The organism is Hominiventricola filiformis (genome assembly GCF_020686965.1).
Lineage (GTDB): Bacteria > Bacillota > Clostridia > Lachnospirales > Lachnospiraceae > Hominiventricola > Hominiventricola filiformis.
Genome location: NZ_JAJEPS010000019.1, coordinates 31,800 through 45,989, shown reverse-complemented (window position 1 = coordinate 45,989; position 14,190 = coordinate 31,800). Strand labels below are relative to the sequence as shown.

12 protein-coding genes and 2 pseudogenes are annotated in these 14,190 nt (G+C 43.6%); 13 read left to right on the top strand and 1 reads right to left on the bottom strand.

Annotation, left to right across the window (positions count from 1 at the left end):
• Nucleotides 1-72: 72 nt before the first annotated feature.
• The 6 genes and pseudogenes from LKD36_RS14570 to LKD36_RS14540 all read left to right on the top strand — a co-directional run.
• Nucleotides 73-351, top strand: a pseudogene (locus LKD36_RS14570) (VirB6/TrbL-like conjugal transfer protein, CD1112 family); the annotation flags it as partial.
• Nucleotides 352-683: 332 nt separating this feature from the next.
• Nucleotides 684-779: pseudogene (locus LKD36_RS17590) on the top strand (DNA-binding response regulator); the annotation flags it as partial.
• 45 nt (nt 780-824) lie between these two features.
• Nucleotides 825-3,317 (top strand): VirB4-like conjugal transfer ATPase, CD1110 family, encoded by a 2,493-nt coding sequence (locus tag LKD36_RS14555; RefSeq protein WP_308460054.1) that lies wholly within the window; start codon nt 825-827, stop codon nt 3,315-3,317.
• Complete coding sequence (locus tag LKD36_RS14550; RefSeq protein ID WP_308460053.1) at nt 3,307-4,485, top strand: C40 family peptidase; 1,179 nt, start codon at nt 3,307-3,309, stop codon at nt 4,483-4,485. Before LKD36_RS14555 ends, LKD36_RS14550 begins: the two co-directional genes overlap by 11 nt.
• 13 nt (nt 4,486-4,498) lie before the next feature.
• Nucleotides 4,499-5,947, top strand: a complete 1,449-nt coding sequence (locus tag LKD36_RS14545) for a hypothetical protein (RefSeq protein ID WP_308460052.1) — start codon at nt 4,499-4,501, stop codon at nt 5,945-5,947.
• Nucleotides 5,948-6,024: 77 nt separating this feature from the next.
• Nucleotides 6,025-8,310, top strand: a complete 2,286-nt coding sequence (locus LKD36_RS14540) for a VirD4-like conjugal transfer protein, CD1115 family (RefSeq protein ID WP_308460051.1) — start codon at nt 6,025-6,027, stop codon at nt 8,308-8,310.
• Nucleotides 8,311-8,373: 63 nt separating this feature from the next.
• Here the strand turns inward: LKD36_RS14540 and LKD36_RS14535 are convergent, their stop codons facing one another.
• Complete coding sequence (locus LKD36_RS14535) at nt 8,374-8,592, bottom strand: helix-turn-helix domain-containing protein (RefSeq protein ID WP_118771256.1); 219 nt, start codon at nt 8,590-8,592, stop codon at nt 8,374-8,376.
• Between the two features lie 136 nt (nt 8,593-8,728).
• Between LKD36_RS14535 and LKD36_RS14530 the strand changes: the two genes are divergently transcribed.
• The 7 genes from LKD36_RS14530 to LKD36_RS14500 all read left to right on the top strand — a co-directional run bounded on the left by LKD36_RS14530 (nt 8,729) and on the right by LKD36_RS14500 (nt 14,184).
• A complete protein-coding gene (locus LKD36_RS14530; protein ID WP_308460050.1) occupies nt 8,729-8,938 on the top strand; it encodes a hypothetical protein in 210 nt (69 codons plus the stop codon).
• 328 nt (nt 8,939-9,266) lie between these two features.
• Entirely contained in the window at nt 9,267-9,476 is a 210-nt protein-coding gene (locus LKD36_RS14525; protein ID WP_118771258.1) for a hypothetical protein, read from the top strand.
• A gap of 12 nt (nt 9,477-9,488) precedes the next feature.
• Nucleotides 9,489-10,364, top strand: a complete 876-nt coding sequence (locus LKD36_RS14520; RefSeq protein WP_308460049.1) for a hypothetical protein — start codon at nt 9,489-9,491, stop codon at nt 10,362-10,364.
• A gap of 12 nt (nt 10,365-10,376) precedes the next feature.
• Complete coding sequence (locus tag LKD36_RS14515; RefSeq protein ID WP_308460048.1) at nt 10,377-10,919, top strand: hypothetical protein; 543 nt, start codon at nt 10,377-10,379, stop codon at nt 10,917-10,919.
• Nucleotides 10,912-12,162, top strand: coding sequence for an ATPase, T2SS/T4P/T4SS family (locus LKD36_RS14510; RefSeq protein WP_308460047.1), 1,251 nt, complete (start codon nt 10,912-10,914; stop codon nt 12,160-12,162). The genes LKD36_RS14515 and LKD36_RS14510 overlap by 8 nt, the downstream gene beginning before the upstream one ends.
• Nucleotides 12,159-13,277: a hypothetical protein gene (locus tag LKD36_RS14505; protein ID WP_308460046.1), complete on the top strand. Its 1,119-nt coding sequence runs from the start codon at nt 12,159-12,161 to the stop codon at nt 13,275-13,277. Before LKD36_RS14510 ends, LKD36_RS14505 begins: the two co-directional genes overlap by 4 nt.
• Nucleotides 13,237-14,184 carry a hypothetical protein gene (locus LKD36_RS14500; protein ID WP_308460045.1) on the top strand — a complete coding sequence of 316 codons (948 nt, stop codon included), beginning with the start codon at nt 13,237-13,239 and terminating at the stop codon, nt 14,182-14,184. Before LKD36_RS14505 ends, LKD36_RS14500 begins: the two co-directional genes overlap by 41 nt.
• Nucleotides 14,185-14,190: the final 6 nt, after the last annotated feature.

The window sequence follows — 14,190 nt, the reverse complement described above, 5'->3', positions numbered from 1 at the left end:
GTGTAAGTCCGGTTCGGAGGGGAGTTCTCGGAAACCTGCCATAGTGATATGGTAAGGCGCCGGGTTCTTACCCTACTGCTGACCAGTCTGGCCCCCATCCCCGTTGCTACGCTTTCCAACCGGGAGCTTGGCGGCACCGGACAGAACTACATCAAGTCCCTGTTTGCCGTGGGCTTTCAAGGGCTGCTGATCCTTGTATGTGTTGCAATTTACGCGGTGCTCATTCAAGGCATCGCAACAAGCGGCGATCCCATTGGGGCGATTTGGGGAACTGTGGGCTACACGGTTCTGCTTTGCTTCATGCTCTTTAAGACCGGGAGCATTGCCCAGCGTATCTTTGGCGCTCATTAACAGGAGGAGGTGCTTATGCCGAGAAGATACGGGGCGGATGGAACGCGCTTATGGAATGGAAAAACGCCGGAGGAGTTTACTGAAGCGGACGCTTACCGCTTTATGGCGGAAACGGAGGCCGTCCTGCAAAAAAAAGAGCTGATGGACGACCCCGCCCAGCCTGCTCCGGCAAGCGGAAAGGAGGAATTTTATCTGAGTAAGAACGACGATGTATTGCTGACCCCGGAGCAGATTGCTGCGGAGGAGCGGCGCTGGCTATTTGATGCTCCCATCGCGGAGCTTGCAGAAGTCAAGGGCGTTAGTATTGACGAGGCGGTAAAAATGCGGACGGATGGGATTGCGACGGGAATTATATCGACAGTAGTACCCTTACGGTCTATATGCGTCGGCTTCGTATGAAGATCGAGGATAATCCAACAGAAATTTGAGAAATGTAGATGTGGCAACAATGGATGAGGTTTTCAGGAGAGAATATGGCAGCGATTAGGACAAAATACGAGCAGACAAAAGTGTACGATCCCCCGGTAAAGTCAGAAGTAAATAGTGTCCAGGATATTTTCTCTGTGGAAGCCATTGAGGAGAGCGGGATTTTTATTCTGCCAGAGCACCGGTATTCAAAGACCTATAAGCTTAGTGACATCAATTTTGCAGGCATAACAGATGAGGAACAGAAAACGATCATTGTAAGTTTTTCCAAGGTCCTGAAAGGTGTTCCCTGCAGATTTTCTTATAGCATTGCGAATGAGCATGTGGATGAGAAGAACTTTCACGAAAAAATTTTGTATAAGAAACGTGGGGATCCAGATGATGCTTTGCGTGATTCTTATAATCAGATAATCAGGGAGAAGCTGTCTGATGCAAAACAGGGGCTCTATCAGACCATTTATCTGACCCTTACTATTACTGCAGATGGAGCGAAAGACGCCAGAGCAACATTTATGTCAATTGAAGGGGCAATCAGATCTGCATTTATAGGGCTGGGGCTTAATGGGATGCAGGGATCATCCATGAAAGCACTTTCAATAGACGAGAGAATGCAGCTTATCTATAACTTTACGCACACAGGCCTTGGCAGTGAATATAAGTTTTCGTTTCACAAAGCAATAACCAGAGGACTGGACTTTATCAACATTCTGTCTTGTGCCGCTATTGAATTTGATAATGAATCCTTTGTGATGAATGGAATTTACGGGAAAGTGATGTACATAGATAATTACCCGAAAACATTAGAGTCAGATATTTTGACATCTATGTCCAAGATCAATTGTACCAGCTATGTCACTGTAAATAATGAACTTCTGGATATTTCCGGTTATAAACAGGAGATTGCAAGAAAATACATGGCGGTGGGAATGAAGATTGAGGGAGAAAAGCAGCGTAATCGGAACAACAACGATTATCTGGCAGATGCATCACAAAAACTTTTGAACGAGAAGGAAAAACTGGATCGGTTCATGAAAGAATTGGATAGCCTGGATGACCACTATTTCAACACAACGATTCTTGTCTTATTTCTGGCAGATACAAAAGAGGAACTGTCGCAGATAGAGGAAAAATTAAAGAATACCGCTTCGCTAAAGAGTCTGACATTGAAGAGCTGTTTTTCGATGCAAAAAGAGGCTCTTAATTCAGTATTGATATACGGAATACAGGAGTTCAAGCGTGTCGTGAACCTTTCTTCCAGTTGTCTTGCCATGTTTATGCCATTCAAGACACAGGAACTGAATGACGAAAATGGTATTTATTATGGAATCAATCAGTTGTCGCAGAATGCTATTTTTGCTGATAAGAAGCTTCTGAAAAATCATAATGGAATGATTCTGGGACAGTCAGGTTCTGGTAAAAGTGTATTTTCCAAAAGTGAGATGATCTCCCTGTATCTGAATAATCCGGCAGATCAGATCCTGATTGTGGATCCGCAGTCGGAATATGGTCCGGTGGTGGTGAAAATGCATGGAACAGTGATCTGCTTTGATTCAAAGAAGGAGTTCTATTTAAATCCGATGGATGTGGACTTCGAGGGAGTTGATTATGCGGGACTTCGGGAAATCATTTCGGAAAAGGCAGATTTTATTCTGACCTTGATTTCTTCGCTTTTAAAAAGAGATATGGAAGCAGAAGAACAAGGCATTGTGGATCGGGTGATTGATAAGGTCTATTCAGCAAATTATAGCATGCGAAAAAGGCTGAATGGGGAAAATGAAAAATCAGTGGAATACGAGGTGCCGGAGTTTATGAAAATGGAAGTTCCAGAGCTTTCATTGTCAGAGAACCTTTCAACGGAAGAACAGGTGCGTGCATATTCACCGACTTTGCAGGATGTATATCAGGGATTGCTGGATGAAGGGACAGACCTGTCAGATCACCTTGCTGCAGCAATGGAAATCTTTGTAAATGGATCTTTGAACCTTTTTAATCATAGGACAAACGTAGATCTGAGTAATCGCCTGGTTGCATTTGATATTGCAGGGCTTAAGGATAATCTCCGAGTTACAAGTATGCTTATTATGATGGAAACCTTACGGGGGAAGATTAGGAAAAATGCAAAACTGGACAGATGGACACATCTTTATATTGATGAGTTCCATGAACTTCTGTCAGTCGATCAAGTAGCTAATTTTGTCTTGAAGCTCTGGAAAGAGATCCGGAAAATGAAGGGAATTATAACTGGAATCACCCAGAACATGTCAGACCTCTTAAATGATGAGAATGCAGGAAAATTATCTGCAATTCTTTCCAATACAGAGTATTTTGCACTGTTATCCCAGTCATCCGTAGATAAGAGAAAGCTCATGGAGTTCCTGCCTAATATATCTCCGGCAATGTTCAATTTTGTGGACAATGCCGAGAGTGGAACCGGACTGTTGAAGATGGGAAGTATAACAGTCCCGTTTGATATGCGTATGAGTAAGGGATCCGAGATTTATGAGATCGTGAATACAGATGGAGGCGGATATGGCGTTTAAGAAGGAAGGGGCAGAGTTTACAGATGCTGTCAAATTTAAAGACTATGCCCTTTCTTTTGCAGCAGAGGAGGCTTCCCGATTTTCCAATGAAGATGGGGATGTGGCATCAGCAAAAGTTGATTTTGCATTAAGTAGTGCAGCTTCTCTGTCTGCCAGTAAGCATACGGCAAAAATTAAGGAATTAAGGCGATTCCTGAAATCAAAAGAAATAAAAGATGCTGCAGGGAATAGTGGAACCGGTACAAAGGGTAGAGAAGATGGAGTGATCCAGAGCACAGCAGCTTTTAAACGGACGGAAGCTGAGAAGGGCTCCCGGATGAATACCACAAAGAAGCAGATTACCAAGGAAAAGAGACAAGCAGCAAGGAAAACAGCCGTTGCCAAGATGCTCCGGGCAAAGGGCATGGTTGGGAACGAACTTGGAACGGAAAAGGTAACAGGGGATGCTTTTCGAGATGGAAATTCCGGAGCAGTCCGTGCGATTACAGAAATTCTTAATCCGGCAACGTATCTGAAAAGTCTTTTTGTAAAGATTGCAGGTGTGATCGCACCGCATATGATGGTGGTGCTGCTATACTTAAGTGTTTTCATGATATTGGTATCACTGATTGCAGGAATGTTTACCTCTATCAATACAGTGACTACAACCGTTACTGGATTCATATCAAAATATTCAGGACGTGGATCCATCATTGCAGAAGAATCACTTGATGAAGAAGAGATAGATGAAATCGTTGAAGATTCCGGTGCAACGGGCAGGCAGAAAGATGTGATAAGGTACGCACTTTCAAAGGTTGGATATCCCTATTCGCAGACAGACAGAACAAGTGGCAGTGCATATGATTGTTCTTCACTGGTCTATTATTGTTGGATGGCTGCAGGGGTTGATATCAGCTATGGGGGTGGTTATCCTCCGACAGCAGCGGCGGAGGCAAGCAAGCTCTACAGTAAAGGCGAGGTTGTAAATTCTACCAGACTGGATATCAAGGACATGGAACCTGGGGATCTAATTTTTTATGGTGGTCATGATAACGGACGATTTCTGGGAATATACCATGTGGCGGTGTACGTAGGGAACGGAGAGGTCGTGGAAGCATTCAATGAAAAACATGGGGTTGTATATCAGACCCTGAGAACAAAAAATCTCATTTTAGTACTAAGACCATAAGGAGAAGCAGGATATGGCAGATGAAATTGCACAGGTGGTCGATCTCGAATATAAAGGGATCTACTATCTGTTGAAGGGAACAAAGGCGATGATCGCAGCCATGGTAAGTGGCATTAAGTCTTTACATAAATGGAATCATGAGAAATGGCTTAACAAACCGGGAAGTTCCTCATGGCAGAAAATTCAGGAAGCAAGTGAGGGAATGGCACCGATTCTTGAGTTTCCCAATGAAATGTTTGAACCAATCATTGATATTACAAATGATCCGGACATAAAAGGAAAAGGGAGGATATCACCCTTTGAATATTACTGTCAGAAGAATGGATTAAGATATTGTATTATGCCAGATCTTAACCCTAATGACGATTACATTCCGGTTGCAGTGCTTGCACAGGATTTTGGTATTCATGATGAGCAGATCAAAGCTTACATGAGAAAGCGTGTGGAGAGTGAGGAGGCAACTGATAAGTCTTATGAGGAGAAGATATCCGAAGCGAAAGACAGACTTGAAGATGCGGAAACACCGGAAAAGAAAGAAGAGATCATGAAAGAGCTGGAGGCTCTTGAACAGGGGCGAAACCAGAACAGCGAGCTTTTGGCAGAGTCCAAGGGAAAGATGGAAAAAAATAATGTCCTCGATTTTGCGGACTATCTGAAGCAGGCGAAGGACACAGAGTTTTTAGATAATCCGGATCTTGCCATGCTGCAGGCACAGACATGCGGTGTTGTAAGAGAATTTATGCCGGAGGACTGTATGTATCCCATCCGCGATAAAGGGCTGGTTCCAGAGTCAAATGAACTGTACTACAGCCAGAAAACAGGTGATGATACGCTTCTTACAGTAAAAAGAAGCTTTGAAACCGATGAAAAGGGGCTGGTCTATTCAGTTTATGAAGTCTCGGATCCGGTGACAGGTGCGAAGCTTGAGCCGATATCTGACAGAGGCGTTACGATGGCTTTATGGAATGAAAAGCTAACTGGAATTTTGCGGGATGCAGGTATGATGAGGGATGAGCCGATGACCGTCATGAGAAGTGAAGATAACTTGCACGACTATATTCTTGGGTTAGATACAAATTTTACCAAAGCCCGGGAAGACGGGCAGGGGATATCTGGTGAAGCTCAAATTGTAATTGACCAGGCAAAGAAGGACACAGAGCAGGCATCTGTCTATGCCAGAAGCTTTTATTCTACAGTTACCGTTCCGGCAGAATCAGTTATGCCAAGTGAAAAAAGGATTTTATCACTGGAGATTGATGATGGGTTAGTCGAGGGAATTTCACTTGTGGGAATGGATTCTGAAAATGCCAAGGTGTCCATACGTTCCGACGAGAAATACTCTTATATTGGTTCTGACGGAAAAGAAAAAATACTTACTGGTGATGAGATTTTAAAGGCACTGGAAGGAAAAGCAAAAGGTGAAAGCAAAGATTTGGCAGCGACAAAGAACAAAGCAAGATAGGGAGTTTCTTTATGATTGATCTGTTTATGAGGGAGCGATCTGTCAAAAAGCATACAAGAAGCGTGAAGGAAACACTGATGATATACACAATGGGTGTGGTTATATGTGTATATCTTGGTTTTTTATTTGGAGCAGTGTGGATAGATGGGAATGATTTGAGTGAATTTGTGAACAACTTTCAATCATTCATTATTGAACAGCACCATTTTATTGTAGGAGTGACAGCAGCAACACCCACGTTTGTGTTATCTTTTGTCGTTGGATTTTCGATGGCGTTTATCATCATTTTCACCCAGATTGAGCATCCGTTTGCTGGTGAGGAATTTGGTAATGCGAAGTGGGGAGATGCAAAGGAGTTTACGAAGCTTTTTGCAAATCATGATGAGAAAAATATGGTGGAAGTGGTAACGGGGGATGCGGTCTTGGATCATCCGCTTAAGGTGAATACGGCAAATTACTGGATAGCAGAGGATGTGTATCTTTCCATCCATAATGAAAAGACGTCCAACTTAAATATGCTGGTAGTCGGGCCGCCGGGTTCCGGTAAATCATTCCGGCTTGCCCGCCCGATGTTGTCCCAGCTTTGCGGAAACTTTCTTGTGACAGATCCGAAGGGGGAACTCTATAAGCAGACTGGGCAGTACTTTGAGGATAATGGGTATGAAGTGATGGTTATGAATGTGGAATCAGAGGATGGAATGCCAATGAGCATCCATTTTAATCCGTTTGAGTATATCCGGAATGAGTCAGATATCATGAGCATTGCAGGGATCCTGATGAAAGCAACGACACCTGCAGAAGACAGCGGTGGAAATGACCAGTTTTTTGAGCAGTCTGCGGAAGTACTCTTAACCAGTATTATTTATCTGATCCATTATTATTATCCGAAGGAGAGCCAGAACTGGAGCACGTTTGTGAAGCTGTTGGATGCAACATGTGTATATACGAGTAAAGATGGTTCCATAGATAACAGGGCAGGTGGGATCCTTGATATTGCAAAAAAGGCACAGAAGTTTTGGAAGGAAGAAAAGCATATGGAAACGGACTTTCCAGGGTATGTTGCTGTTGAGAAGTATTATAACGGCGCTGCGGAAACAACAAGCTCTATTGTGGCATCATTGGATGCACACTGCAGATACATGAAGCTGAAATGTGTGATTGATCTTTTGTCAGAGGATGAGATAAAGATTGCAAAGAGTTTTGGATATTCTAAGCCATGTAAAGAAGCCCCTGCAGGAAAACGGATTCTGTTTATTGTGACCAGTGAGGATAAGCGTTATTATGATTGGATTCCATCTATGGTGTATTCGCTCTATTTTGATGAGCTGTACCACCTGACGGCGATTGATCCAAACCTTCATGAAACGCTGCCACAGCATCTGACCTTCCTGATGGATGAGTTTGCAAATGTCACATTGCCGGATTCCTTTGTAGAAAAGCTCTCTACAATGCGAAGCCGTAACATGAGTGCAGTTATCATTGTGCAGAACTTAATCCAGTTAAAGCGAAAATTTCCAAAGTTTGATATGGACAAAGACCTGATCGGTAACTGTTCCATTATTGATATTTTAGGTGCACCTGATATGGATTCTTGTGAATATCTATCAAAGCATTTTGGCACCCAGACGATCCATAAAGCAAGCGAATCAAATGCCAAGGATTATAAGGGATCCAGCAGCCGGTCAGAGGATGTGATGCAAAAAAGTCTGTTATCTGCAGAGGACATTTTTGCAATGAAAAAAGATGGGGAATGTGCGATTGTTGTAAAGGGTACGGCTCCCTTATATCAGACCAAGTGTCAGATGGAAAAGACTGATTTTGTAAAGCTTCTCTGCAGGAAGCATAATCCGTATGATCCAAGAAAGAGACAGGAGATTCGGAAGGGAAGACGGACAGACACTTCTCCGGTATTCTTTTCCGGCTCCAGGGCGAAAGAGGAAGCAAAAAAACTGGTTGCAGGTGGAGAAGAAATTGTGCATATTACGGTCGAAGAGGCACTTGCCTACCATGAAGCAGTCAGGATGAATGTGAAACCGGAGAATATCATTCTTACAGCTAAGGAACGTAAGCTGTTAAATGAAAATGCAAGAAAATATCGGGAAAAGCATGATATGATGCGGAAAATTGCGTTGGAAGAATTTAAGATCAATTCCGATGGAACAGAGTGCGAAGCAGCAGAGTATCGTGAACGCTGCAGGGTGGTGAGAAATCTTATCAATGATGGATTTTCCAATATCCATATCCGATTCTTAAAGCCACTGATTCTGGCAGGTTATAGCGTGAAGGATATCAAAGATCTCTTTAACCAGCGGTCTGACACGGAAGAAATCAAGGATTTTATTAAGCAGATGGGGATTGCATAAGTGCGATCCCTTTTTTTGTGATATTAAATATATAAAGGCAAGGATATCTTATGGAATACTTTGCTATTCAGGTCTTCTATACGTAATCAAGTCGCCGATTTCAAGATTCAAGTAATAACATAGTTTACATAGTAAACCTGTATCCAGACGGCAAAAATTGTTGTTGCAGTATCTATTGAAATTTGATCTGGGAATATCCAGATCTTTGCAAATCTGATTTTTGGAGATGCCTCTCTCCTTTAAAATGCGGTCAATATTCAGTTCCAATTTTCCGTAGTTCACAGGATCATCTCCTTTACATTTATGGTCTTATTATATATAATGAGTTCGTAAATAGTAATTCACTGAATAATACCTCACTGTTTAGTTATCCCCTGAAAAGAATAAAGAAAATGTAATTAAGAAGGAGTCGTCTCAAATGGGAAAAAAATTGGAATGTACAACGGAAACAGAACAATTCCTGAAGACTTATGATGATTTATCAGAAGATTCACAGCATTTTATCCGACTCATTCTAAAGATTGCTCATCTGATTTCGGATGATGAGTTCAGATTTATGATGAACTTTCTTACGTCCAGGGAGCAAGAATTACGTGATCTGAGACATAAAGTGAAGTCGAAGGATTGAGTGCAGAGAAATACGTAGCTGTTTGAAAAATGCAGATGCTGTGCGCCTCCCGCGATGGTAAGAATCCAAAGATTTTTGCCTGCATTTGTCCATCCCCAGGGAGACGGGCAGGGGATGGGGTGGGAATGGTATACAGATCATAAGCTACCTTTGTCACAAGCCTAAAAAACGGAATACACAACAAATACAAAACCTCGAATTGGTGCAATAACCAGTTCGGGGTATTTTTTTGGCCAAACATCTCCTGACAATTCGGATTAGGAAAGGCGGTGTCCTACATAACTTACGAAGGGCGAGGGTCCTACCAATACGGAAAGGAGACAAATACATGGCTTATACACACGCAATTGACGCTTTGAAAGGAGTTCTTATTACACTTGGAACCTCGATTGGTGCGGTCATGCTGGTTTATGGTGGAATCAAGTTTGCGATGGCATTTCGGCAGATGGATCAGCAGGGTGAGCATCAGGCAGTTTACTCGGTGGTGGCAGGTGGCGTGCTGCTCGGACTTGGAGCACTCGTTTCGATTTTGACTTAAGGGAGAACGGTGATGGAAACAGTTGTAAAAGCACTCTATAATGCTTCTTTCACGATCTGGAACACCTTGATGGAACTTGCCATGACGCTCTTTTCCACAAGCCCGGTGACGGCTGCAGGAGGTTCACCTTATGGGACGGTGCATTCTTTATACAACAGTATCTCTGCAGCAACGATTCCCATTGCTACCTGCTTTTTTGTAATTGCAATCTATAAATCCGTGATAACAAGCCCGCCGGAACAGCAGGCACAGCGATTTTTAATGGATAGTGTGAGATATTGCATCATCCTGTTTGTTGCAGCGCATCTGTGGGAGATCCTTGGTTATATCATAGAGTTTTCGGATGGAATTACTGCAGGTATTGGAACAGCAAGCGGTTATCGGTTGTCCATGGGAGGAGACCTGGAGCGGATTATTCATGAAGCATTGGAGCTTCCGGAGTTTGAGCTTTCCGGAGAGTGGATTGGGAAACTGTTTGAAGCCCTTGGCTGCGCAGCACTTCTGCTGATTGGTGGAGTGATTCTTGTGCTTGTCATGGTGGCAAGCTGCCTGTCCATCATAAGTTCAGCATTTCAAAGGATCTTAAAACCACTCATTATTATGCCCTTTGCAGGGATCGCAGTAGCGATGGGAGCGGGCGGTCATGAGATCGGACGGAGTATGTTCCAGTTTTTGAAGACATTTTTTGGTTTTTGCATCTCGGGAGCCATGATGGTGGTCATTATTAAAACAGGATGTACGCTTTGCACGAATCTTATAAGTGCTGGACTGGAAGGAAACAGTGATATTGAAAACTGCATTATGATGACGGTTCAGGCATCCATTACACCCATTGTGATTTCGGGATTGGTAAAGGGTACGGATTCTGTAATTTCACGGATGTTGTAGGGAGGTAAGGCTATGGCGCAGATGGAGAGAAATGTGAATTTAGAGGAAATTGATGCAGATGCACTCTTTGGGATAGATGCCCTGAAAGGGCAGAGCATCCTTCAGAAGCTCATCTTTTTTTGCTGCCTTCTGACAGGGATTGTTGCCAATGTCTGTATGCCGATGTTTCTTCATACACCAAGAGTGGTATGTGTTTTCATATTTCTGGGCTGTATTTTGGTCGGCATTGCTTTTGGCTGTAATTATACAGAGGATCTGACTTATGGGAAGTATCTGTATTGCTACTTCTTCAAGCCGGTAAAGACATTAAGGTATGAGTCAACCGAAGATATCGAGCTTATAAAGAAAAGGGCGGAGGAACTGAAAAAAGAGGAAGATCTGCTTTTGAAAAGGGAAAGAAATGCGAATCCCAGAGAGCAGAGAAAACTGCTTGTCAGGCTTCTGGTGTTTGTACTTGTGATAGCGATCCTGCTTCTGTCAGCACTTGTTTACGTAAAAGCAGTGAAGCCGAAAAGCTATCATCATGAGGTGATTATGGAGGAACAGGTTGAGTAGAGAGACGGAATTAAGAAATCTTGCGCTGTCCCTTGTGGATGAGTTTTATGAGAATCAGGGGCAGGGCATTTTAAATAACTTAAATAAGCGGACTTATGGAAATCTTTCGTCTGACAGGGAGGCGGTGCTGACAAGCATTGGAGAAAGCCTTTCTGAGTATCAGGATGAAGATGGAAATGAAATGACTGCAGAGGAGAGGGCTGCAGCCTTATCTTTTGTAAAAAAGGAGATCTGGGGATATGGCCTGATTGATGATCTGATCCATGATAAAACGATTTCTGATATCAAGATCCATGATGCAGGACATATAAGAATCAAACGGGAGGGAAGAAGAGAAACTTCCAATCTGGCTTTTCCGTCAGAGGCAGCATATCAAAGTTTTGTAACCAGACTATTAGAGAGAAACAAGGTGAATCTTGGAACTGCAAATGCGATCCAGACTTTCACAGATGCGGAGCAGGAAGATTTTATCCTGCGGCTTGCTGTTATCAGTGGTCTTCTGATTGTCGGAGGAAGTCCATGTGTTGTTATTAGAAAAATTCCCAAAAACAAATATTCACTGCAGGAGCTGGAGCAGATGGGAATGTTTTCGGAGCAGAGCAGCCAACAGGATGACGGGGAGGAAATTATAGATCCCTATATTTCCGTTGAACATTTGCAGTTCGATTTGCTGCTACACCGTATGATCCGCGGGAAAGGGATCCTTTTCACAGGAAAGGGGGCATCCGGTAAAACAACCCTTATGAATGCCTGTCTGGAAAAGATTCCGGAAACGGACTCGGTAATGATCTGTCAGGAGAATGCGGAACTCTTTGATCTTAACCATCCGGATCTGATAGCAGCTCACGTCATGATAAATGGTGGGGACAGCAAGGTTAGCTACAATCTGGGAGATCTCACAAGGGTAGCACTTCTTGTGGATCTGGACCGGGTGATCGTAGGGGAGGTGAAGGAAGGATCCGAAGCTGCAGGGCTTTCCAAGGCTTCCATGACTGGGCATAAATGCTGGACATCTGTTCACGGGGAAAGCTGTGAGATGGCAGTAGAGAAGATGGCAGATTATATCTCCCAGGCAACCGGCTATGGAAACCGGGAAGCACTAAAGCAGCTTCTGGGATTTGAATATGTGGTGCATCTGCGTGATTTCAGAGTGGATGAGGTTGTCCGGATTGCGGATTTTGACCATGAGAAGGGAAAACTTGTCTTGGAAAAAGTATATCCCTTTACCAAGGAGGAACCATGAAAAAGTGGGCAGTAGCAGGCTTTCTTCTTCCATTGTGCCTGTCACTTTCCGGCTGCAGTATTTTTGAGACCTTTGAAGGGCAACAGGATGGGAAGCCAAATGCCAGTGCCAATGTGTATGAGCTGTCTTCTGGAAAAGCATATGTCTGGAATGATCCGAAGGAAACGGATATCCGCAATGATCTGGGTCAGGATCGGACGGGAGAGCCGGTGTTTTTTACCTGCCCGGTGGGAGACATCAACTTTAAGGGAGACGAACTCTCTGACATTGACCAATATCCGAGAAGTATCTGGATTTCATCCGAAAAGGACGAGGAGATTCCTACCGTTACCAGTAAGAATTCCCTTCTCTATATTTCGGATACCAAGGTTCCTGAAGAGATTGTCTTTGAGCGGTTTGCGGATTATGGATATTCTATTGGCATATCCAACATGGAACCGGACGGTGGCGGGCACTACTACATTACCTACGCGGAGACGAATGAGGATGACTATAAATATTCTGTAGATATGAAGTCAGAGGCAGCACAGGTGACACAGTTTGATACCATTGACAGGCTGTTCCTTGATAAGGTAGGCGGGATGGAAGTGAATGAAGAGACAGTGAGTGCGGGAGGTACGGTGCTGGGGCTTACAAAAGACGAGTCTTATATCTGTGAGTTTTATACCGGAACCTTTTATCAGGACTTTAAGCTCACTGCTGACATTCGCAGTTTCGGGAAGCTGGAGCGGTTCGTATGCTACGACTATGAGTTTTTACATGCAAACTGTATCCGGATCCAGATTCCGGAATGGTTTAAGTCTGGGTATTACTTTGTACAGGGAGTCGGGCTTTTCCGGTATGTGGCAGAAAAAGATCTGGAAGCATACAATGGACTTCCCTATGATCCGGACATCGACTGGAATGATCCGATCAAACAATATGATGAATATGGAGTTTGTATCTTTGATCCCAGTCTTAATATTGGAACCGGGGAAACAGAAGATCTGGAAAGCATGTCAGATCCGGGGATGGAAGAATCAGAGATCGTGATAGGTGCAAGTGCGACAGAAGAACAGGAAAGGAGTGGAGCAGATGGATCCGATGAGAGTGATCCTGTGGATGGTAATCAGTAGCTGCATATTTGCAGCCAGTGTTCTCATCCACAGAGCGTTTGTGGAGCAAAGTCTTTTTCAGAAGATCTATGGGAGATACAGAGGAAATCTGGAAAAGAAGGTAAAGGAAGAGAACTGGTTTGTTTCAAAGTATGGCGTGATTGAAAATCGGAGTTTTTTCTATAAAGTAGACCGGCTGGTGACCATGAGCGGGCTGAAAAACGGTTTTTCGTTTCTGTCCGGTGAAGTTTTTGTCGGGATCCTGCTTGCAAGTTTTGTGGCTGTGGCGGTACTTGGAAGCAGGGTGAGCAGAAATGTATTCTTAAGCATCTTTCTTGCTACAGCAGTGATGACAGCAGAGGTACTTGTGGTGGTCTTTTTATCAGGCAGAACCTATAACCGGATTGAAGAGGATACGAGTCTTTTTATCTCGATCCTTTCCAATCACGCAAAAGGAAGCTCTGATATCATAACCATTATGACAAGAACGCTTCCGAGCATGGATGGGCCGGTACGGGAACTGATTAGAAGGTTCCTTATGGATGCGGAAAAGACCGGAAACATTGATTTCGCCTTTGATGTAATGAAAGAGTCCGTTGATAACCGGACCTTCCAGACCATTCTGGTGAATCTTAAAAACTGTATGCACTATCAGGCCAATTATGAAGAGGTGCTGCAGCAGATGATGAATCAGGTGGCAGAGGCAATGAGTGCCAGGGAGGAGCGGAAGAACATTCTCTTTAGTATGAAGATCACACTGATTTCTGTATCCGTAATGAGTGTGATTATCGTGGTTCTTATTGGAAAAGGCATAGGGGTAGATGTAAAAGCGATCCTGACCGGAAATCTGATCGGACAGTTCCTTTTATTTATCACAGGACTTTTATATCTGTTTGTTGTGGCAAAACTTTTTGGCGTTGATAAGTAGAGGGGA